Here is a 20,284-nt window from a genome sequence, read left to right as displayed (position 1 = left end):
GCCGAAGGCTGCGATCTTTTGACCTTGGAAAATCAAAAGATCGCAGCCTTCGGCAGCTCCTACAAAAGCAAAGGCGCGGAGTGTCGTGCCGAAATCCAGCTAACCTGTCTCTGCGCTGAACACGCCTTCGAAACACGGCGTTGCAGAAAATGACCGTTGAAACCACCGCCAACCTGCCCCATCTAAGACCCATACCCATTGTGCAGGTGCCCCCATGAGCGACCAGCAAGAATTCCCCGAAGACCCGAGCGAATACGCCGATCCGCAAAACGCTCCACAGCACAAACCCGGCAAAGGCCTGGCCCTGCCCGGCCAGAACCTGCCGGACAAGGTCTACATCATCCCGATCCACAACCGGCCATTCTTCCCGGCCCAGGTCCTGCCGGTCATCGTCAACGAAGAGCCGTGGGCCGAGACCCTCGACCTGGTGGCCAAGTCCGAACACCACTCCCTGGCCCTGTTCTACATGGACACGCCCCAGGAAGATCCGCGTCACTTCGACACCTCGGCCCTGCCGCTCTACGGCACCCTGGTCAAGGTGCACCACGCCAGCCGCGAAAACGGCAAACTGCAATTCGTCGCCCAGGGCCTGACCCGTGTGCGTCTGAAAACCTGGCTCAAGCACCATCGCCCGCCGTATCTGGTGGAAGTCGAATACCCGCACCAGCCCACCGAGCCGACCGACGAGGTCAAGGCCTACGGCATGGCGCTGATCAACGCGATCAAGGAACTGCTGCCGCTCAACCCGTTGTACAGCGAAGAGTTGAAGAACTACCTCAACCGCTTCAGCCCCAACGACCCGTCGCCGCTGACCGACTTCGCCGCCGCGCTCACCTCGGCCACCGGTAGTGAGCTGCAGGAAGTGCTCGACTGCGTGCCGATGCTCAAGCGCATGGAAAAAGTCCTTCCGATGCTGCGCAAGGAAGTCGAGGTCGCGCGCCTGCAAAAAGAGATTTCCGCCGAAGTTAACCGCAAGATCGGTGAACATCAGCGCGAGTTCTTCCTCAAGGAGCAACTCAAGGTCATCCAGCAGGAGCTGGGCTTGACCAAGGACGATCGCAGCGCCGACCTTGAACAGTTCGAGCAGCGGCTGGTGGGCAAAGTCCTGCCGGCGCAGGTGCAGAAACGCCTCGAAGAGGAAATGAACAAACTGTCGATCCTCGAGACCGGCTCGCCGGAGTATGCGGTCACCCGCAATTACATCGACTGGGCGACCTCGGTGCCGTGGGGCGTGTACGGCGAGGATAAACTCGACCTCAAGCACGCGCGCAAGGTGCTGGACAAACACCACGCCGGCCTCGACGACATCAAGGACCGCATCCTCGAATTCCTCGCCGTTGGTGCCTACAAAGGCGAGATCAGCGGCTCCATCGTGCTGCTGGTCGGCCCGCCGGGCGTGGGCAAGACCAGCGTCGGCAAATCCATCGCCGAATCCCTGGGTCGGCCGTTCTATCGCTTCAGCCTTGGCGGCATGCGCGATGAAGCCGAGATCAAGGGCCATCGCCGCACATACATCGGCGCGCAGCCGGGCAAACTGGTGCAAGCGCTCAAAGACGTCGAAGTGATGAACCCGGTGATCATGCTCGACGAGATCGACAAGATGGGCCAGAGCTACCAGGGCGACCCGGCCTCGGCCTTGCTGGAAACCCTCGATCCGGAACAGAACGTCGAATTCCTCGACCACTATCTGGACCTGCGGATGGACCTGTCGAAGGTGTTGTTCGTGTGCACCGCCAACACCCTGGACTCGATCCCCGGCCCGTTGCTCGACCGCATGGAAGTGATTCGCCTGTCGGGCTACATCACCGAAGAAAAAGTCGCCATCGCCAAGCGTCACCTGTGGCCCAAGCAACTTGAGAAAGCCGGCGTGTCCAAGGGCAGCCTGAGCATCAGCGATAGCGCGCTCAAGGCGCTGGTCGACGGCTATGCCCGTGAAGCCGGCGTGCGCCAGCTGGAAAAAAACCTCGGCAAACTGGTGCGCAAAGCGGTGATGAAACTGCTCGACGAACCGAAAGCGGTGATCAAGCTCGGCCCGAAAGATCTCGAAGCGTCGCTCGGCAAACCGGTGTTCCGCAACGAGCAGGTGCTGGCGGGGGTCGGCGTGATCACTGGCCTGGCCTGGACCAGCATGGGCGGCGCGACCCTGCCGATCGAAGCCACGCGCATCCACACCCTCAACCGTGGGTTCAAGCTCACCGGGCAACTGGGTGACGTGATGAAAGAGTCGGCGGAGATCGCCTACAGCTACGTCAGCTCGCACCTGAAGTCCTATGGCGGCGATCCGAAGTTCTTCGACGAAGCCTTCGTGCACCTGCACGTGCCGGAAGGCGCCACGCCGAAAGACGGCCCTAGCGCCGGCGTGACCATGGCCAGCGCCCTGCTGTCGCTGGCACGCAACCAACCACCGAAAAAAGGCGTGGCCATGACCGGTGAGCTGACGTTGACCGGGCATGTACTGCCGATTGGCGGGGTTCGCGAGAAGGTGATTGCAGCGCGGCGGCAGAAGATTTTCGAGCTGATTCTGCCGGAGGCCAACCGGGGTAATTTCGAGGAACTGCCGGAGTATCTGAAGGAGGGCATTACCGTGCACTTTGCCAAGCGCTTTGCGGATGTGGCAAAAGTATTGTTCTGATAGTTATCTAGCGTCTGTTCCGCCGCTTTCGCTGGCAAGCCAGCTCCCACAGTGATTGAGGGTGCACACAAATTTTGTGACCGACTCAATTCCCTGTGGGAGCGGGCTTGCCCGCGAAGGCGCCAGCACTGTCGATACCACTTCCTCGGCTATCCCTGGTCGACCGTCACACTTTGTCTCATCTTCAGTTATGCTCGCCGTTCGTCGCCAACGCCGGAGCCCCCGACCCCATGTCCTCCATTCGCCTGCTTGTCCCCCTCGCCCTCGCCTTGCTGGCCGCGTGCGCCACGCAACCTGCACACAACGTGACCGTGGAAAAACAGAGCGAATGCCCGGTGAAACTCAGCAACGGGCAAAACCTGATCCTGTCCCTGCCAAGCAACCCGACCACGGGTTATCGCTGGGCGATCCAGGATTCGGCCGGCGGCGTACTGCACGCCTTGGGGCCAGAGGTGTATCGAAATCCGGAAGATGCCGGCATCGTCGGTTCGGCCGGGGTTTCGACCTGGCGCTTCCAGGCTTTTGCGACCGGCACAGGACGTCTGCGCCTGACCTCGCAACAGCCGTGGGCGCCGGAAGTGCTGCCGGTGGACTCGTTCGACTGCGCGATCTCGGTTAACTGACCGTGGGCTGGCTGATTCTGGCGCTGATGGGCGCGGTGACCTTCCTTTATGGCCTGAGCGTGCATGCCTCCATGCTGTGCCTGCTGGTCAAGCCGCTGCCGGTGCTGGCCTTGCTCGGCTGGCTGCACGACGCACCACCCGGCGAATATCGGCGCTGGATCAGCCTGGGCTTGATTTTCTCCTTGGTCGGCGACGTGTTGCTGGCCTTGCCGGGTGACTTGTTCGTGTTCGGCCTCGGCGCATTTCTGGTCGCCCACCTGGCGTATCTGAAAGCTTACTTGAGCGATTGCCGGCGCCTGGCTCTTTTACCCCTGATCATCGCCCTCGGCGTGGGTGTGGTGCTGTTGGGGATTCTGATTTCTCATGGACTGGGGCCACTACTGGTTCCGGTGATCGTCTACGGCCTGGCAATCAGCGCCATGCTCTGGCGCGCGCTGGCCCGGCTTGGCAGTGATGTGCCCAAGCGTTCGGCCCTGCTGGCCGCCGGTGGTGCGGTGGCGTTTGTGTTTTCGGACAGTGTGATTGGCATCAGCCGGTTCGTGGTGCCGTTCGATGCGGCGCCCTACGTGATCATCCTCAGCTATTGGCTGGGGCAGTGGGGTATTACCGCTTCCGCGTTTGCTCAGAAAGAACGTTAAAAAGATCGCAGCCTGTGTAGGAGCTGCCGCAGGCTGCGATCTTTTGATTTGGCGGTTGATCAGACAACCCGCGCATCCCCGCGCCAACTTGGCTAAAATGCCGGCCTTTTCACCGATACCGCTGGAACCGCCGTGAGCAAAGAACCCGATCGCCTTTTCGCCCAGCCTTTGGCCCAGGTGCCTGACTTCGCCTTTAACGAGGACGTGGTGCGGGTGTTCCCGGACATGATCAAGCGCTCGGTGCCGGGCTATCCGACCATCGTCGAAAACCTCGGCGTGCTCGCCGCGCAGTTCGCCCAACCGGGCAGCGTGCTCTACGACCTGGGCTCGTCGCTGGGTGCCGTGACCCAGGCCCTGCGCCGGCATGTGCGCACCGAAGGTTGCCGCGTCATCGCTGTGGATAACTCCGCCGCCATGGTCGAGCGTTGCCGCGAATACCTCAATGGCCAGGACTCGATGTTCCAGGAGTTGCTGCCGGTCGAGGTGATCGAGGGCGACATCCTGGCGCTGGAATTCCAGCCGGCCTCGGTGGTAGCGCTGAACTTCACCCTGCAATTCATCGCCCCGGACCAACGCACCGCGCTGTTGACGCGTATCCGTCAGTCGCTGCTGCCCGGCGGCGCCCTGATCCTCTCGGAAAAACTGCGTTTCGAAGACGAGCAGGAACACGCGTTGCTCACCGACCTGCACATCGCCTTCAAACGCGCCAACGGCTACAGCGAACTGGAAATCGCCCAGAAGCGCAGCGCCATCGAAAACGTCATGAAGCCCGACAGCCTCGAAGAACACCGCGAACGCCTGTTGGCCGCCGGGTTCTCGAAAGTCGTGCCGTGGTTCCAGTGTCTTAACTTTGCCTCGTTGATTGCCCTGCCATGATTGATCTGTCTCCCCTCGCCCGCCGTCTGGCCGGCACGCCGCTGGCCGAATGGGCCAACACCCTGCAGGCGCAACTCGACAAGAAAATGGAAAAAGGCCATGGCGACCTGGAGCGCTGGCAAAGCGCGCTGGACGCCCTGCCGCAGATCCAGCCAAGCGAAGTCGATTTGCTCAACGGCCTGAAGCTGGACACCGATTGCGACGATGCAACCCGCGCGCAAATGCGTTCCGCATTGATGGGCCTGTCGCCGTGGCGCAAGGGCCCGTTCGACCTGTTCGGCGTGCACGTCGACACCGAATGGCGCTCGGACTGGAAGTGGTCGCGGGTCGCCCCGCATCTGGACCTCGTGGGCAAGCGCATCCTCGATGTCGGCTGCGGCAACGGCTATTACATGTGGCGCATGCTCGGCGCCGGGGCCGACAGCGTGATCGGTGTCGACCCGAACTGGCTGTTCTTCTGCCAGTTCCAGGCGGTACAGCGCTACCTGTCCGAACCGAACGCCTGGCACCTGCCCTTCCCCTTCGAAGACCTGCCGCCGAACCTAGAAGGCTTCGACACGGTATTTTCCATGGGTGTTTTCTACCACCGCCGCTCGCCCATCGAACATTTGCTGGCGCTGAAGGACTGCCTGGTCAAGGGTGGTGAGCTGGTGCTGGAAACGCTGGTGGTCGAAGGCGACAAGCACCAGGTGCTGGTGCCGGAAGACCGCTACGCGCAGATGCGCAACGTGTGGTTCCTGCCGTCGGTGCCGGCGCTGGAGTTGTGGCTGCGACGTGCCGGGTTCAGCGATGTGAGGTGCGTGGATGTGAGCACCACCACTGTCGAGGAACAGCGTGGCACCGAGTGGATGAAGTATCAGTCGCTGAGCGATTTTCTGGATCCAGACGATCACAGCAAGACGATTGAAGGACTGCCGGCGCCGATGCGGGCGGTGATTGTCGCCCGTAAATAAAAGCAGGATCAAAAGATCGCAGCCTTCGGCAGCTCCTACACGTGTATCGCGATCCCCTGTAGGAGCTGCCGAAGGCTGCGATCTTTTGACTTCAAGCACCACTACCGTCGAGGAACAGCGGGACGGAGTGGATGAAGTATCAGTCGCTGAGCGATTTTCTCGATCCCGAGGATCACAGCAAGACGATTGAAGGGCTGCCGGCGCCGATGCGGGCGGTGATTGTCGCGAAGAAGTAACCGATCTCTCCCAGACACTGCAAAAACCTGTGGGAGCTGGCTTGCCAGCGATAGCGGTGGTTCAGTCGACATCAATGTTTGATGTACCGACGCCATCGCTGGCAAGCCAGCTCCCACAGGGAATGGTGGCGTGGTTCAGAGGGCGGGCTTGGCCCGTCGAGCCTTGAAGAACTCGCTTAATACCGCCCCGCACTCCTCCGCCAACACCCCCCCCTCATGCAACACCCGGTGATTCAAAAAGCCCTGGGTAAAAAACTGCCCCTGGCTCTGCACAATCCCGGCCTTGGGCTCCAGCGCGCCATACACCACCCGCGTGATCCGCGAATGCACGATCAGCCCGGCGCACATGCTGCACGGCTCCAGCGTCACATACAGCGTGCTGCCGGGCAGGCGATAGTTGCTGACGGCCTCGGCGGCGGCGCGAATCGCGACCATCTCGGCGTGGGCACTGGGATCGCTGGTGCTGATCGGGCAATTGAAGCCACGCCCGATGATTTCACCGTCCTGCACCAGCACCGCGCCCACCGGCACTTCGCCCAGGGCCGCGCCTTGGGCGGCCAGGGCCAGGGCTTCACGCATGAATTCGCGATCACGGCTGCGATCGATGATGGCGGCGGGACGAATCTGACGCATCACGCCACCTCGATGGCGGCCATCAGGCCGGTTTCCATGTGATCGATCACATGGCAGTGGAACATCCAGACCCCGGGGTTATCCGCCACCAGCGCCACTTGCGCGCGCTCGTTCTTGCCCAGCAGATAAGTGTCGGTGAAGTACGGAATCACCTTGTGCCGGTTCGAGGCGATGACCTTGAAGCTCATGCCGTGCAGGTGAATCGGGTGCTGATACTGGGTCATGTTCTTCAATTCGAAAATGTAGCTCTTGCCCTTTTCCAGCTTGGCAATCGGGCGGTCGGCGCAGGTCTTGTCGGTGATGTCCCAGGCCTTGCCGTTGATCTGCCACAGGCTCGGCGGCTTGCCGTTGTCGACGTTGACCGACACCGAGCCGACCCATTCGAAATTGAAGTTGAGTTTCTCGGCATTGGCCAGGTCCGGCTCGGCGATCGGGTTGGCCGGCAGTGACGGCGGCCACTCGGTTGGCGCGTCGGTGTTGGCCACTGAACGCAAGGTACCCAGGCGCACCGGGCCGTTGCGCAAGGACAATTCTTCACCGGCCGGCGGCGCCTTGATCGCAAGACAAATGCGCATGCCAGGGCCGAGCCAGTATTCCTTGCCCAGCGGGCGCGGTTCGATGGGGTTGCCGTCCAGCGCATAGATCTGCGCTTCGACGCCGGGAATGTTCAGTCGATAGGTCAGGGTGTTATCGAGATTGAGAATGCGCACCCGGGTGATCTGCCCGGCCGGCAAGTCGATCACTGCCTGCGGCACACCGTTGATGGTCGCCAGGCGCCCCGCCGTGCCGCCCCGGGCCGCTTCCCGGGGAATGCTGAACTCGACGAAATTGCCGACCTCGTCAACATGCCAGCTCTTCAGGCTCAGGGTCTTTTCGTACTTGAAACCGGTGGGTTCGCGTTCTTCGATGATCAGCGGGCCGACCAGGCCACGGCCGAGTTCTTCGCTGCTGTTCACATGCGGGTGATACCAATAGCTGCCGGCATCCGGCACACGGAATTTGTAGTCGAAGTACTCGCCCGGCAGCACCGGCAATTGCGAGACGTAGGGCACACCGTCCATTTCCAGCGGCAGGCGGATGCCGTGCCAGTGAATGGTGGTCGCCACCGGCAGGTGGTTGATGAAGCGCACCCGCAGCCATTCACCCTGGCGCACCCGCAACTCGGTGCCCGGCGCCGACGGGCCGAAGGCCCAGGCCTGGGTCTTGTGCCCGGCCACCAACTCCACGTCCAACGGCGCGGCGATCAACTCATAGTCGTGACCGGCATCCGCATGGGCCATCTTGCCTAGCCAGTAACGCGACGCACCACCGGCTCCCACGCCAACCACCACAAGACCGGCCAGACCACCGAGTATTTGTCGACGGGAAAAGGACATTAACCAACCACCTCGCGAATCGGACAGGCCCCGGGGGCCCGCAAAAGGCGAATACGATACACCTGCGATTGCGAAACAGTAAGGGCTGCGCGGCGGATGGACGCAGATGGCCTTGTCTCTACACCCATTTCGCGGATAAAGAGACATAACTATGCAGCGCACCTTCATCGAACGAGGGCAGCATCCTCGGCATTCGAATTCTCAAGGAAAGAGAGTGCAATGAACTCGACACAAACCCGGCCGTTGCCCAACGCCGCCGACAAGACCGCCCTCAAGGCGATCGCCACCACCGTGATCCAGACCTGCCCGAGCCTGCAGGACACGGCCCACGAAGTCGCCAGCGATTTGCTGAAGAAGTACCACGTCACCGGCCTCGATCCGGACAAGGTCTATTTCCACCGTTTCGACGCTTCCCAAAGCAGCTCGAAAGCCTTCACTGGCTGGGAGCACGTGCACGCAACGCCCACGTCGACCATGACCCTGACGCAACTGGTGATCCAGCGTTTTCGGGTCGGCGACCAGGACAACGCCGACCTGCTCGACGTGTATGGCGGCTTCTACACCGCAGGGCCCCACGCAGAGATCTACAACGAAAGCAATGAAGTGCGCCTGCACGGCAACGACGTGCTGAAGGACTTCTGGAGCATCAATTTCAGCGCGCTGTACGAAGAACGTCTGACCACCTTCTGGACCCGGTCGGGCGACGATTTCCGCACCCTCGCCAAGTGCAACTTTCTCATCAAAGCCGTTAAAGCACGGGACAAAGGCCAGTTGAGTGACGAGGATTTCCAGTACGTCACTCAAGCCGTGATCGGCCCTGTCACCTGGCCCGTCAGCCTGCCGATGCCGCAAGCACTGCACCCTTGCGCCGGCAACGTTCGCAGCCTCGATGTCGCCGGCTACGTCGCCATCAATGCGCTGCGCATTGTCGCGCCCAAGGGGCGGCAGATCGTCTACCTGCCCGGTGAGATCAATGCGTTCACGGTATTGGAAACCGCGACGGACATGCACTTCTGGGTGTTGCAGCAGATGAACAAAAAACAAGTGCGCCGGCAGTTCATGACGCACTTCTCCCAGGCTGACCGGCAGGCAATCGACGAGAACATCACCGACCTCATGAACCGGCTGGTGAGCTCCTGGGGCCAGTACGATCACCACCTGATCAACCAGGAAGATCAGGTCGTCAGCGGCGATGCCTTCAGTTGGTTGCGCGACTCGACCAAGGACGCGATGTTCGCCGAAGCCGCGCTCTCGCTGACCTCCAATGGCGACCTGCGCAAAAAACTCTGGCTCGGCTACCTCAGCGCCGGTATGAAAGTCTTCGGCCCGATGGCGGTGGTCGGTTGGCCGGTCGCCCTGCCCGTGATCGGCGCCAGCATCGCCAGTATCGGTCTGAACATCGATCAGGCGGTGAATGGCAAAACCGCGCAGGAGCGCAAGGCCGGGATCCTCGGTGCGGTGCTCAGCGGCATTGATTTGCTGTTCAACCTGCTGGTCCTAAAGGGCCCGGGCTCGCTGGAGGAAATCGGCCCTGATATCGAAGCCGCCGAAGCCAAGGAAATGTCCGATCTGCTTGAATCGACCGAACCCGCGGTTAAACCAGCACCGAGGGAAACCGGTCTGCCCACCGAGCGCACGCCAACGGTGCCGGACAACTTCAGGATCGACGTGCCGTTGTCCGAGGACACGCTGATGCGAGAGCCCGGCAAGTTCCAGGGCATTCATCAGCTCGCGTCCAACCCGTCCACCGCGATCGAGCTCAACGACAGCGCGTACTACGTGCGCTATGAAAGCGATCTCAACGGTCGCGGCCACTGGGCCATCATCGACCCGGCCAATCCCAACGCCCTTTCCGGTTCGATTCCCGTGCGTCTGGCCGCCGATGGCAAGTGGGAAGTCATTCCGCGCCTGGGGTTGCAGGGCGGTATGGACGTGCCACCTGTACCGGATGCAAGCGCAACGGGCGCGCCCGTCGTCGAAGAGTGGGCGCGATCGGAGGGCATTCATGTGCCCGGACTGGATGACCCCGAAATGCGCAGCTGGGCACTCGGCGGCGCCGAGGTGCGCACGGCATTCACCACCGAATCAGGGGCAACGGAGTCGGTGAGCGAGTTCGATCTGGCCCAGGATGTACCTCGCCGAAACCTGATCAGCGATGCCAACGCGCATTACCAGCTTCATCCACCGACGCTCCGCCTGCCGAGGCCTGCTGCCGAACTGATCGAAACCCCGGCGCAATTGCTCGACACTGCATTCGCAAGCAAGCCGGGGCTGGTCTTCGGCGAGAGCCGCGGCGCCATCGGCAGCAAACAGTTCCTGATCGAGAACATGCCCGAACTGGCTCGGCGTGGGGTCAAGACGCTGTACTTGCAGGAACTGCTGGCGAACGCCAATCAGCTCGACCTGGACGCCTTCGCCCGCAGCGCAGAGATGTCCGAAGAACTGGAGAACTACCTGAACAAACTCGACTTGAAGGCGGGCAACGATCCCGAAGGTCAATTCAATCTCAAACAGTTGGTGAAAGCGGCCAATGCCCAGCGCATCCGGGTGCAGGCCATCGACATGTCCACCACTTACAACGTCAATGACGACCCGTTCGACCCGGAACCGCAGAACCAGATGGTGCGAGGTTTTTTCGCCAGTGAAGTGATCAACTTCAACGAACAATTGAAGGAGTCGTCGAAATGGGTTGCCCTGGTCAATCAAGAAAACATGACGGCATTCAGAGGTTACCAAGGCATCAGCGAACAGACCGATGCATTGAGTGTGCGCATCGCTGACGTCACGCAGGGACAGGCGCAGCCCGTCAGTGCCGATCCCGGGTTGACGGTGGAGTTTGCCGACTACCCAGACTCCCCTGTTTATGAATCGGAAGGCTTGGCCGATCCCGACAGCCTCCAGGCCCGGATCAAAGGCGACTGGCGTGTGCAAGTGGAAACCCCGTGGGCCTACAGAACGCCACAAGACCTGCGGGCGCTGTTACCGGAACCGGGAATGTTCACCTTCCAGCGCTACCGCAGCAGCGTGCTGGTGGTCTATCGCAACGCCGAGGGGCGCATGGCCGACAGTGTTGTCCGTTTGACTCCCGGCGGCAGGATCAATCTGGATACCCCGCTCGCACCGACCTACGAGTCCATGACGGTGGATAGTTACGAGGAACTGAAACAGGCACTGATCGCAAAAGGCATGCGGCCAATGGGCTGGCCAGTACTTCAAGACGTGGCACAGGCACTGCCCGACATCCCGCGACCGGCCATTCCCTCCAACTGGCAGGCCAACGAACTGCTTGAAGGTGAAACGATGGTTGATGAGCCCGGAAAATTCCAGGGCATCTATCGACTCAACTCCAATCCTTCAACCGCCATCATGCTCAATCACACGCCTTACTACGTGCGTTGGGAGGCCGACCTCAACGGCGGCGGGCACTGGGCCGTCATCGACCCGGAAAACCCTCACGCGTTCTCCAACTCGATCCCCGTGCGCCTGAACGCTGAGGGTGAATGGCAAACCATGCCGCGCGGCGGGCTCAACGGTGGTGGCAAGACACCCATGCTGCGCTTGCCCGCCTCGGAGTACGACATGCCCGAGCAGTTGAAGGCCGAACTGAAAGGTGGCGCGAACGGCCAGGACGACGAGTCGTTGCGCGACTTCTACGACAGCCTCAACGAGCACGATCCCTACCGCGACTTCAAGGCGATCAGAAAACGCCTGCATCGCGATGCCGTGCGCTTTTACGCCGAGCTACAACTTCCCGCACGTCCGCCGATCCCGGCGCTTGCTCCCGAGGCCAGTGCCAAAGACATCATCGCGGAAAGCCTCGAACATGCCCGAGGCCTGGTGATCGGCGAAAGCCATAGCTCCATCGCCAGCAAGCAGTGGCTGATCGAGAACATGGAGCTGCTGGCCAACAAGAACGTGAAGACCCTGTACATGGAACATCTGCTGACCGATTTCCATCAAGCGGCGTTGGATACGTTTTTCGAAACCGGGACGATGGCGAAAGATCTGGAGAGCTACCTCAACGCACTCGATGTCGGCAACATGACCGACCCGCTGGGGCGCGATACGTTTCTGCAACTGGTCAAACAGGCGCGCCGTTTCAAGATTCGGGTGCAGGCCATCGATTGCATGGCGAGCTACCGGCTCAACGGCATGGAGAAGGTCGGATCGCTGGAGCCTGCGGTTGAGCCCACGGCGCGACAGAAAATGATGAACTATTTCGCCCGCTCGATCATCCGCAGCGACCAGGCCCTGCGTGGCGCGCACAAATGGGTGGCGCTGATGGGCAACTCCCACTCCAACACCTTCGAAGGCGTGGCGGGCGTCAGCGAACTGGAAGAAGCCATCGGCATACGCGTTGAAGATGTCGCCGAAGGCGCCCCGGTGGGCATCGAGCCCGACCCCGGAAGAATCCTGCCACTGGGCGGAACCGCGTTCGATCGCAGCGCCTTGGTCAAAGGTGATTTGCTCTTGCGAATGGCAACGCCATGGACAGCGCAGACCCAGTCGGAAATCGAAGCGGCCTTGCCCCACCGCGGGATGTACACCTTGAAACTGCAACCGCGCATGACCTTCCTGGTGCACCGCAGCCGCAGTAATGCAATCGTGCGTACGCTCATCGAGAACGATAACGGCCGCTTCTACATCGAACGCCCCGAATGGCCTTCGATCAATGGCAAGCGCTTTGGCAGCATGAAAGCGCTATTGAATGGGCTGGATCAGATGGGCATGACACTGGCCGGCTGGTCGCAACCGCTGTAACCGGCGCACAAAAAAACCGTGTGAAATCGGATTTCACACGGTTTTTGTGTTCCAGCCTTCAGCACATCAAGGCTGGCGCGGGATCATTCCCACTCAATGGTCGCCGGCGGCTTGCTCGACACGTCGTAGGTGACGCGGGAGATGCCTTCGATTTCATTGATGATGCGGCCGGATACGGTTTCCAGCAGTTCGTAAGGCAGGTGAGCCCAACGCGCGGTCATGAAGTCGATGGTTTCCACGGCACGCAGGGCCACGACCCAGGCGTAACGACGGCCATCGCCAACCACGCCAACCGATTTCACCGGCTGGAATACCACGAAGGCCTGGCTGACCTTGTGGTACCAGTCGGCCTTGCGCAGTTCTTCGATGAAGATGTGGTCGGCACGACGCAGCAGGTCGGCGTATTCCTTCTTCACTTCACCAAGGATGCGCACGCCCAGGCCCGGGCCCGGGAACGGGTGACGGTAGACCATGTCGTAAGGCAGGCCCAGCTCAAGGCCCAGACGGCGCACTTCGTCCTTGAACAGTTCGCGCAGTGGCTCGACCAGTTTCAGGTTCATCTCTTCCGGCAGGCCGCCCACGTTGTGGTGCGACTTGATCACGTGGGCCTTGCCGCTTTTCGCGCCAGCCGACTCGATCACGTCCGGGTAGATGGTGCCCTGGGCCAGGTACTTGATGTTGTCCAGCTTGCAGGATTCGGCATCGAACACGTCGATGAAGGTGCGGCCGATGATCTTGCGCTTCTTCTCCGGGTCGGCTTCGCCGGCAAGGTTGTTGAGGAACTGGTCCTCGGCGTTGGCGCGGATCACCTTGACGCCCATGTTCTCGGCGAACATGGCCATCACCTGCTCGCCTTCGTGCAGGCGCAGCAGGCCGTTGTCGACGAACACGCAGGTCAGCTGGTCGCCGATGGCCTTGTGCAGCAGTGCGGCAACCACGGACGAGTCAACACCGCCGGACAGCCCCAGCAGAACGTTGTCGGTGCCGACCTGAGCGCGAACCTGGGCGATGGCGTCTTCAGCGATCTTCGACGGGGTCCACAGCGCTTCGCACTCGCAGATGTCGAGGATGAAGCGCGACAGGATGCGACCGCCCTGCTTGGTGTGGGTCACTTCCGGGTGGAACTGCACGCCGTAGTAGCGACGCTCGTCGCTGAACATGCCGGCGATCGGGCAGCTCGGGGTGCTGGCCAGGATGTGGAAGTCTTCCGGCATCCGGGTAACCTTGTCACCGTGGCTCATCCAGACGTCGAGGCCGAACAGGCCGTCGGCGTCGATGTGGTCTTCGATGCCGTCGAGCAGACGGCTCTTGCCGACCACGTCTACGCGGGCGTAACCGAACTCACGCAGCTCGGAACCTTCAACCTTGCCGCCCAGTTGTTCGGCCATGGTCTGCATGCCGTAGCAGATACCGAAGACCGGCACGCCCAGGTCGAAAACGGCTTGCGGGCAGCGAGGGCTGTTGTCTTCGTGAACCGACTCCGGGCCACCGGCGAGGATGACGCCTTTAGGAGCGAATTCGCGGATCGCATCTTCGTCCATGTCGAACGGGTGCAGTTCGCAATACACACCGATTTCGCGCACGCGGCGGGCAATCAGCTGGGTGTACTGGGAACCGAAGTCGAGGATCAGGATGCGGTGAGCGTGAATGTCGAGGGCCATGGGGGAAACTCTTAAAAGCAGTTGCAAGCTTCAAGCTGCAAGCTGCAAGTAATCGGAAACCGCGCGGCACTGCACTATCACAGCACCGCTTGCAGCTTGTAACTTGTGGCTTATAGCTGTCGGCGTCAGCCGACCCGATAGTTCGGCGCTTCCTTGGTGATCTGCACGTCGTGGACGTGGGACTCGGCCATGCCGGCGCCGGTGATCCGCACGAACTCGGGCTTGGTGCGCATTTCTTCGATGTTGGCGCTACCGGTGTAGCCCATGGAAGAACGCAGGCCGCCCATCAGTTGATGGATGATGGCGCTCAGGGTGCCCTTGTACGGAACACGCCCTTCGATGCCTTCCGGAACCAGCTTCTCGGCGCCTGCCGAGGAGTCCTGGAAGTAACGGTCGGACGAACCCTGGGCCTGGGACATGGCGCCCAGCGAACCCATGCCGCGATAAGCCTTGTACGAACGGCCCTGGAACAGTTCGATCTCGCCCGGCGCTTCTTCGGTACCGGCGAACATCGAGCCCATCATCACGCAGGAGGCACCGGCCACGATGGCCTTGGACAGGTCACCGGAGAAACGGATGCCGCCGTCGGCGATCAACGGCACGCCAGTGCCTTCAAGGGCAGCGGCGACGTTGGCGATGGCACTGATTTGCGGTACGCCGACACCGGCGACGATACGGGTGGTGCAGATCGAGCCAGGGCCGATACCGACCTTGACCGCGTCAGCGCCAGCTTCGGCCAGGGCCTTGGCGGCAGCGCCGGTGGCGATGTTGCCGCCGATGACCTGCACTTCAGGGAAGTTCTGCTTGACCCAGCGAACGCGGTCGATCACGCCTTTGGAGTGACCGTGAGCGGTGTCGACCACCACCACGTCAACGCCGGCGTTGACCAGGGCCGCGACGCGGTCACCGGTGTCTTTACCGGTACCGACGGCAGCGCCAACGCGCAGACGACCTTGATCGTCCTTGCTGGCCAGCGGGTAAGCCTTGGCTTTTTCGATGTCGTTGACGGTCATCATGCCTTTGAGGGCGAACTTGTCGTCGACGATCAGCACGCGCTCGATGCGGTGCTTGTGCAGCAGTTCACGCACATCGTTCTTGTCGGCGCCTTCCTTGACCGTGACCAGACGCTCTTTAGGCGTCATCACTTCACGGACAGTGGCTTCCAGACGGTTCTCGAAACGCACGTCACGGGAGGTGACAATGCCGACCAGGTCGCCATTGTGCAGTACCGGAACGCCGGAGATGTTGTGCAGGCGGGTCAGTTCGAACAGGTCGCGCACCGTGGCATCAGCCTCGATGGTGATCGGGTCTTTTACGACGCCGGCTTCGAACTTCTTGACCTTGCGGACTTCGGCAGCTTGCTGCTCGATGGTCATGTTCTTGTGGATGATGCCGATACCACCTTCCTGAGCCATGGCAATTGCCAGACGGGCTTCAGTGACGGTGTCCATGGCAGCGGAGACCAGTGGAATATTCAGCTCGATGCCACGGGTAAGGCGGGTCTTGAGACTGACTTCGTTAGGAAGCACCTCGGAATAACCGGGCACTAGGAGAATGTCGTCGAATGTCAGAGCTTCTTGGCTGATACGCAGCATCGCGGGGGCTCCCGAGCGGGAAAATGGAAGCGCGCCATTATAGTCAGACACCCCCTCGGGTTCAATGTAAAACTCTGACTATTATTGGCATTACTGACATACGGGAATTAATGCCCGAATCTACGGTATTCACCACGTTCCTGTAGGAGCTGCCGAAGGCTGCGATCTTTTGATCTTGATCTTGAAAAATCAAAGTCAAAAGATCGCAGCCTTCGGCAGCTCCTACAGTCAGAGTTCGACTTTCACCCAGCTGACCGGTTGATCGAGCCAATCGGCGAATTCGTCGAGAAAGCTCTGCTTGAACCCGGCTTCGGCCCAGTTGTTGAAAATGAACCCGAGGTTGGAGAAGCCGCATTCCTGCAGGAACAGAAAGCCGTTGATGTCGTCTTCATGCCCGCATTCCGGGCAGGTGAAGTTATCGGTGCGCCCCGGCATCCAGTCTTCCAGGCTTTCGAACAGCGCTTCACCGACTTCCTTGCGACACTCGGCGCAGCCGGCTTCTTCAAGGAACCCCTTGGCTGGCGTATAGATGCAGCGCTTGGTAATGATCTCCAGGCCATTGACCGGCTCGCCGAACGGCAGGGCTTCGGGGTGCAGGACCACTGCGCGGGCACCGTCGGCGATGGCATGGGCCATGCGATTGCCGGTGCGACCACAGGTGGTTAGCTCTTCCTGGATGATGTTCTTGCGCACCAGCCAGCGCACAACGGCCCGGGCCCGGGGCTCGTGCACCGGCAGGGTGGAGATTTTCGGGACGATGATGCTTTGGGAATTCATGGGTACAGGCCTGGAGCATTGATGAAGGGTCTTGGGCATCCACAAATTATAGGTCGACCCCGACCTGATGCCTGGCGCCGATCCTGTGGGAGCGGGCTTGCCCGCGAAGACGGTGGGTCAGTCAACACCTATGTTTGATGTGCCGACGCCTTCTCGGGCAAGCCCGCTCCCACAGGGATTGCAGACTTGCCCGAGAAGTTTTACAGCTCTACCACAACCGCCTGCGAAGCACGGGTCGCCTTGGCGCGGGCGGCTTCGATCGACTCGTCGCGCGCCAGGGCCACGCCCATGCGGCGCTGGCCGTTGACTTCAGGCTTGCCGAACAAGCGCAGCGCGGTATCCGGCTCGCTCAAGGCGGCGCCCAGGTTGGCGAAAGCGGTCTGGGTCGACTGCCCTTCCACCAGGATCACCGCCGAAGCCGATGGCCCGAACTGACGGATCAACGGGATCGGCAGGCCGAGAATGGCCCGTGCATGCAGGGCGAACTGCGACAGGTCCTGAGAGATCAGCGTGACCAGCCCGGTGTCGTGCGGGCGCGGCGAGACTTCGCTGAACCACACCTGGTCACCCTTGATGAACAACTCGACGCCGAACAGACCACGGCCACCCAGGGCTTCGGTCACGGCTTTGGCGACGCGTTCGGATTCAGCCAGGGCAATCGGGCTCATGGCCTGCGGCTGCCAGGACTCCTGGTAGTCGCCCTTCTCCTGACGGTGACCGACCGGTGCGCAGAAGGTGGTGCCGCCAACGTGGCGCACGGTCAACAGGGTGATTTCGTAGTCGAAATCGATGAAGCCTTCGATGATCACCCGACCTTTACCGGCACGGCCACCTTCCTGGGCGTAGTCCCAGGCTTTCTGCACGTCATCGACGCTGCGCAACAGGCTCTGGCCCTTGCCCGAGGAACTCATGACCGGCTTGACCACGCACGGGAAACCGAGGTCTTCAACGGCCTTGCTGTAGTCCTCGAAGGTGTCGGCGAAATGGTACGGCGAGGTCGGCAGGTCCAGCTCTTCAGCGGCCAGGCGACGGATGCCTTCGCGGTTCATGGTCAGTTGCGCGGCGCGGGCGGTCGGGATCACGGTGAAACCTTCGGCCTCCAATTCCACCAAGGTCGCGGTGGCGATGGCTTCGATTTCCGGGACGATGAAATGCGGCTTCTCGGCCTCGATCACGGCACGCAGGGCAGCGCCATCGAGCATGTTGATCACGTGGCTGCGGTGCGCCACCTGCATGGCCGGCGCGTTGGCGTAGCGATCCACGGCAATCACTTCAACGCCCAGGCGTTGCAGCTCGATCACCACTTCCTTGCCCAACTCGCCACAGCCACACATCAATACGCGGGTCGCGGTGGGCGACAATGGAGTTCCGATACGGGTCATCTGAAGGTCCTCAAGAAGCGGATCATCGAGGGAAGCACGCTTCCCATGGGGAGAAAGCGCGGCATTTTACATGAACTTCAGCTGACGACAGCCTGTTTGCGCAGGCGCCAGGCCATGATCAGCCACACGGCGGTGACCCCGGCGAATTTCGAACCCAGGGCGGTGAGGATCACCCCCGGCGTCAGGGCGTCGATCATGCCGAAAAAGATAAAGGTATCGAGGGGAATGCTCAGGGCCGAACTTATCCACAGGCGATCATGCAGCGGGCGCTTGGTGATGCTGAACACCAGCCAGTCGATGCACTCGGAAACCGCGAACGCCGTGGCGCTGGCCAGGGCGATGGACGGATCGGAGGTGGCGTAGGACAACACCAGCGCCACCAGCATCGCCACGAGGGAGCCATGCCCGAAACGGGTTTGCACCATGTCGCGCAAAATAAACACCAGCCCGCCCCAGGCTGACCAGATGATGTCCAGGTGGGGGGCGGTGGAGAAGGCGAAGTTGATCAGCACGACGCTGCTGATGTAGGTGATCAGGAAGAGCATGGGAGTACCTGTAATTTGGTGTGCAGGGTACTTCAGCCCAACGCAAAATCAAAAGATCGCAGCCTGCGGCAGCTCCTACATGGAATGCGATCCCCTGTAGGAGCTGCCGAAGGCTGCGATCTCGTGATCTTCAATTATCGACCAGGTGTTTTGCCGATCATCCACACCAACCCACTGGCCTTGGCCCGCTCATGACACAACCCCAGCACCTTGCGCCGTTCGTCGTTGGTCATGCGGCTCCAGCGGGTGATTTCCTCAACCGTACGCTGGCAACCGGTGCAGATATCATCGTCATCCAGCGCACAAATGCTCACGCAGGGCGATGCCACCGGGCGTTCGGGCGTGCTCATTCTTCCTGCTCGACCAGATCGCGGGCATAACGCTGCGAGTTGTGCACATAGTGGGCTGCGCTGGCCTCCAGCATCTTGATTTGCGGTTCGGTCAATTCGCGCACCACTTTGCCCGGCGACCCCATGACCAGCGATCCGTCCGGGATCTCCTTGCCTTCGCCGATCAGCGAATTGGCGCCGATGATGCAGTTCTTGCCGATCTTCGCGCCATTGAGAATCACCGCGTTGATGCCGATCAGGCTGTTGTCGCCGACGGTGCAGCCGTGAAGCATGGCGTTGTGGCCGATGGTCACGCCGGTACCGATGGTCAGCGGATAGCCCATGTCGGTGTGCATCACGGTGCCGTCCTGGACGTTGCTGTTCTTGCCGATCAGGATCAACTCGTTGTCGCCGCGCAGCACGGCGTTGAACCAGACGTTGGCGCCCTCCTCCAGCTTGACCTTGCCCACCAGCACGGCATTGGGGGCGACCCAGCTCTGTGGATGGGTTTCGACACGGGCGTCGCCCAGGCGGTATTTCATTGTTGTATTCCTCAGGGCTCGGGCAGTGCCATTCGAACGATGGCTTCAGGTATTGATAAAGCTTTTGGGAGGTTGATGCAGGCTGATTTTGGCGTCATACAGCAGGTTGATCAACTCGACGATCATGATCGCCGTCAGCCCCCAGATCTTGTATTCGCCAAAGCGATAGCTCGGCACGTACCAGCTGCGGCCCTGATAGTCGATGCGATGGGTATGTTCGCGAGGGTCTTTGCGGAAGAATTCCAGGGGCACGCTGAACACCGCGGCGATCTCGGCATCGTTGGCCCGGTATTCGACAAAATCCGGGATCACCCCGACATAGGGCGTGACCATGATGCCATGCAGGCTGATCAGCGGGCTGAGCGGGCCGATCACCTCGACCAGCCCCGGCGGCAGGCCGATTTCTTCTTCGGCTTCACGCAGGGCGGTGAAAATCAGGTCGGAGTCTTCGGGGTCGCGGCGACCACCGGGGAAGGCGACTTCGCCGCCATGGGTCGACAGGCCGCTGGCACGCAGGGTCAAAACCAGCTCGGGCTCGTCACTGCGGGTGATGGGCACCAGCACTGCGGCCTCGGGAAAACGACGATCGGTCTCCAGTGTGCGTGGAGTATGGTGACTAACCCGATGCAGTAGCTCGTCCAGCATGAGTGTTCTCGATTTGTGCCTTACCCGGCATCATGCACCAATCGCTGCGGTCGCCCAACCCCCGCAACCGCCCCATGTCG

At 61.2% G+C, this 20,284-nt stretch carries 16 protein-coding genes and 1 pseudogene; 7 read left to right on the top strand and 10 right to left on the bottom strand.

Features of this window, described 5'->3' with window-relative positions; all coding sequences use genetic code 11:
* The first annotated feature begins 214 nt into the window (after positions 1 to 214).
* The 6 genes and pseudogenes from lon to C9422_RS20470 form a co-directional block, all read left to right on the top strand.
* A complete protein-coding gene (lon, locus tag C9422_RS20495; RefSeq protein ID WP_116581927.1) occupies positions 215 to 2,632 on the top strand; it encodes an endopeptidase La in 2,418 nt (805 codons plus the stop codon).
* Between the two features lie 230 nt (positions 2,633 to 2,862).
* Positions 2,863 to 3,255 carry a protease inhibitor I42 family protein gene (locus C9422_RS20490; RefSeq protein WP_116581926.1) on the top strand — a complete coding sequence of 131 codons (393 nt, stop codon included), beginning with the start codon at positions 2,863 to 2,865 and terminating at the stop codon, positions 3,253 to 3,255.
* A 2-nt stretch (positions 3,256 to 3,257) separates the two neighbouring features.
* Positions 3,258 to 3,893 carry a lysoplasmalogenase gene (locus tag C9422_RS20485; RefSeq protein ID WP_116581925.1) on the top strand — a complete coding sequence of 212 codons (636 nt, stop codon included), beginning with the start codon at positions 3,258 to 3,260 and terminating at the stop codon, positions 3,891 to 3,893.
* 132 nt (positions 3,894 to 4,025) lie between these two features.
* Positions 4,026 to 4,769 (top strand): carboxy-S-adenosyl-L-methionine synthase CmoA, encoded by a 744-nt coding sequence (cmoA, locus tag C9422_RS20480; protein ID WP_007971757.1) that lies wholly within the window; start codon positions 4,026 to 4,028, stop codon positions 4,767 to 4,769.
* Positions 4,766 to 5,722 carry a tRNA 5-methoxyuridine(34)/uridine 5-oxyacetic acid(34) synthase CmoB gene (gene cmoB, locus C9422_RS20475; protein ID WP_116581924.1) on the top strand — a complete coding sequence of 319 codons (957 nt, stop codon included), beginning with the start codon at positions 4,766 to 4,768 and terminating at the stop codon, positions 5,720 to 5,722. Before cmoA ends, cmoB begins: the two co-directional genes overlap by 4 nt.
* 122 nt (positions 5,723 to 5,844) lie before the next feature.
* Positions 5,845 to 5,958, top strand: a pseudogene (locus tag C9422_RS20470) (DUF1698 domain-containing protein); the annotation flags it as partial.
* A gap of 135 nt (positions 5,959 to 6,093) precedes the next feature.
* On the opposite strand, the gene tadA reads toward C9422_RS20470, so the two are convergent.
* Complete coding sequence (gene tadA, locus C9422_RS20465) at positions 6,094 to 6,591, bottom strand: tRNA adenosine(34) deaminase TadA (protein ID WP_116581923.1); 498 nt, start codon at positions 6,589 to 6,591, stop codon at positions 6,094 to 6,096.
* Entirely contained in the window at positions 6,591 to 7,967 is a 1,377-nt protein-coding gene (locus C9422_RS20460; protein WP_116581922.1) for a multicopper oxidase family protein, read from the bottom strand. Before C9422_RS20460 ends, tadA begins: the two co-directional genes overlap by 1 nt.
* A 219-nt stretch (positions 7,968 to 8,186) precedes the next feature.
* Here C9422_RS20460 and C9422_RS20455 point away from each other — a divergent pair, with 219 nt between their 5' ends.
* Positions 8,187 to 12,728 (top strand): membrane-targeted effector domain-containing toxin, encoded by a 4,542-nt coding sequence (locus C9422_RS20455; RefSeq protein WP_116581921.1) that lies wholly within the window; start codon positions 8,187 to 8,189, stop codon positions 12,726 to 12,728.
* Between the two features lie 83 nt (positions 12,729 to 12,811).
* Here C9422_RS20455 and guaA read toward each other — a convergent pair whose 3' ends face one another.
* From guaA to C9422_RS20415, 8 genes are all read right to left on the bottom strand, one after another.
* Positions 12,812 to 14,389 carry a glutamine-hydrolyzing GMP synthase gene (gene guaA, locus C9422_RS20450; RefSeq protein WP_116581920.1) on the bottom strand — a complete coding sequence of 526 codons (1,578 nt, stop codon included), beginning with the start codon at positions 14,387 to 14,389 and terminating at the stop codon, positions 12,812 to 12,814.
* A 125-nt stretch (positions 14,390 to 14,514) separates the two neighbouring features.
* On the bottom strand, positions 14,515 to 15,984 hold the full coding sequence (guaB, locus tag C9422_RS20445; RefSeq protein ID WP_007973930.1) for an IMP dehydrogenase: 1,470 nt from the start codon (positions 15,982 to 15,984) through the stop codon (positions 14,515 to 14,517).
* Between the two features lie 228 nt (positions 15,985 to 16,212).
* Entirely contained in the window at positions 16,213 to 16,761 is a 549-nt protein-coding gene (locus C9422_RS20440) for a hypothetical protein (protein ID WP_007973932.1), read from the bottom strand.
* 200 nt (positions 16,762 to 16,961) lie between these two features.
* Positions 16,962 to 18,143 carry a formate-dependent phosphoribosylglycinamide formyltransferase gene (purT, locus tag C9422_RS20435; RefSeq protein WP_007982831.1) on the bottom strand — a complete coding sequence of 394 codons (1,182 nt, stop codon included), beginning with the start codon at positions 18,141 to 18,143 and terminating at the stop codon, positions 16,962 to 16,964.
* A gap of 77 nt (positions 18,144 to 18,220) precedes the next feature.
* Positions 18,221 to 18,688, bottom strand: coding sequence for a preQ0 transporter (locus tag C9422_RS20430; RefSeq protein ID WP_116581919.1), 468 nt, complete (start codon positions 18,686 to 18,688; stop codon positions 18,221 to 18,223).
* Positions 18,689 to 18,822: 134 nt separating this feature from the next.
* On the bottom strand, positions 18,823 to 19,038 hold the full coding sequence (locus C9422_RS20425) for a DUF1289 domain-containing protein (RefSeq protein ID WP_102699097.1): 216 nt from the start codon (positions 19,036 to 19,038) through the stop codon (positions 18,823 to 18,825).
* A complete protein-coding gene (locus tag C9422_RS20420) occupies positions 19,035 to 19,559 on the bottom strand; it encodes a gamma carbonic anhydrase family protein (RefSeq protein ID WP_102699098.1) in 525 nt (174 codons plus the stop codon). The genes C9422_RS20425 and C9422_RS20420 overlap by 4 nt, the downstream gene beginning before the upstream one ends.
* A gap of 45 nt (positions 19,560 to 19,604) precedes the next feature.
* Positions 19,605 to 20,204, bottom strand: coding sequence for a CoA pyrophosphatase (locus C9422_RS20415; RefSeq protein ID WP_095964846.1), 600 nt, complete (start codon positions 20,202 to 20,204; stop codon positions 19,605 to 19,607).
* Positions 20,205 to 20,284 lie beyond the last annotated feature (80 nt).

It is taken from the genome of Pseudomonas sp. B1(2018) (assembly GCF_003097365.1).
Taxonomy (GTDB): Bacteria; Pseudomonadota; Gammaproteobacteria; order Pseudomonadales; family Pseudomonadaceae; genus Aquipseudomonas; species Aquipseudomonas laurylsulfatiphila.
The sequence above is the reverse complement of the archived record's forward strand: the minus strand, read 5'-3'. Positions and strand labels throughout refer to the sequence as shown.

Coding starts and splice junctions, on each gene's coding strand:
- lon (WP_116581927.1), top strand. CDS start 215: ATGAGCGACCAGCAAGAATTCCCCGAAGACCCGAGCGAATACGCCGAT.
- C9422_RS20490 (WP_116581926.1), top strand. CDS start 2,863: ATGTCCTCCATTCGCCTGCTTGTCCCCCTCGCCCTCGCCTTGCTGGCC.
- cmoB (WP_116581924.1), top strand. CDS start 4,766: ATGATTGATCTGTCTCCCCTCGCCCGCCGTCTGGCCGGCACGCCGCTG.
- tadA (WP_116581923.1), bottom strand. CDS start 6,591: ATGCGTCAGATTCGTCCCGCCGCCATCATCGATCGCAGCCGTGATCGC.
- C9422_RS20460 (WP_116581922.1), bottom strand. CDS start 7,967: ATGTCCTTTTCCCGTCGACAAATACTCGGTGGTCTGGCCGGTCTTGTG.
- C9422_RS20455 (WP_116581921.1), top strand. CDS start 8,187: ATGAACTCGACACAAACCCGGCCGTTGCCCAACGCCGCCGACAAGACC.
- guaA (WP_116581920.1), bottom strand. CDS start 14,389: ATGGCCCTCGACATTCACGCTCACCGCATCCTGATCCTCGACTTCGGT.
- guaB (WP_007973930.1), bottom strand. CDS start 15,984: ATGCTGCGTATCAGCCAAGAAGCTCTGACATTCGACGACATTCTCCTA.
- C9422_RS20440 (WP_007973932.1), bottom strand. CDS start 16,761: ATGAATTCCCAAAGCATCATCGTCCCGAAAATCTCCACCCTGCCGGTG.
- purT (WP_007982831.1), bottom strand. CDS start 18,143: ATGACCCGTATCGGAACTCCATTGTCGCCCACCGCGACCCGCGTATTG.
- C9422_RS20430 (WP_116581919.1), bottom strand. CDS start 18,688: ATGCTCTTCCTGATCACCTACATCAGCAGCGTCGTGCTGATCAACTTC.
- C9422_RS20425 (WP_102699097.1), bottom strand. CDS start 19,038: ATGAGCACGCCCGAACGCCCGGTGGCATCGCCCTGCGTGAGCATTTGT.
- C9422_RS20420 (WP_102699098.1), bottom strand. CDS start 19,559: ATGAAATACCGCCTGGGCGACGCCCGTGTCGAAACCCATCCACAGAGC.
- C9422_RS20415 (WP_095964846.1), bottom strand. CDS start 20,204: ATGCTGGACGAGCTACTGCATCGGGTTAGTCACCATACTCCACGCACA.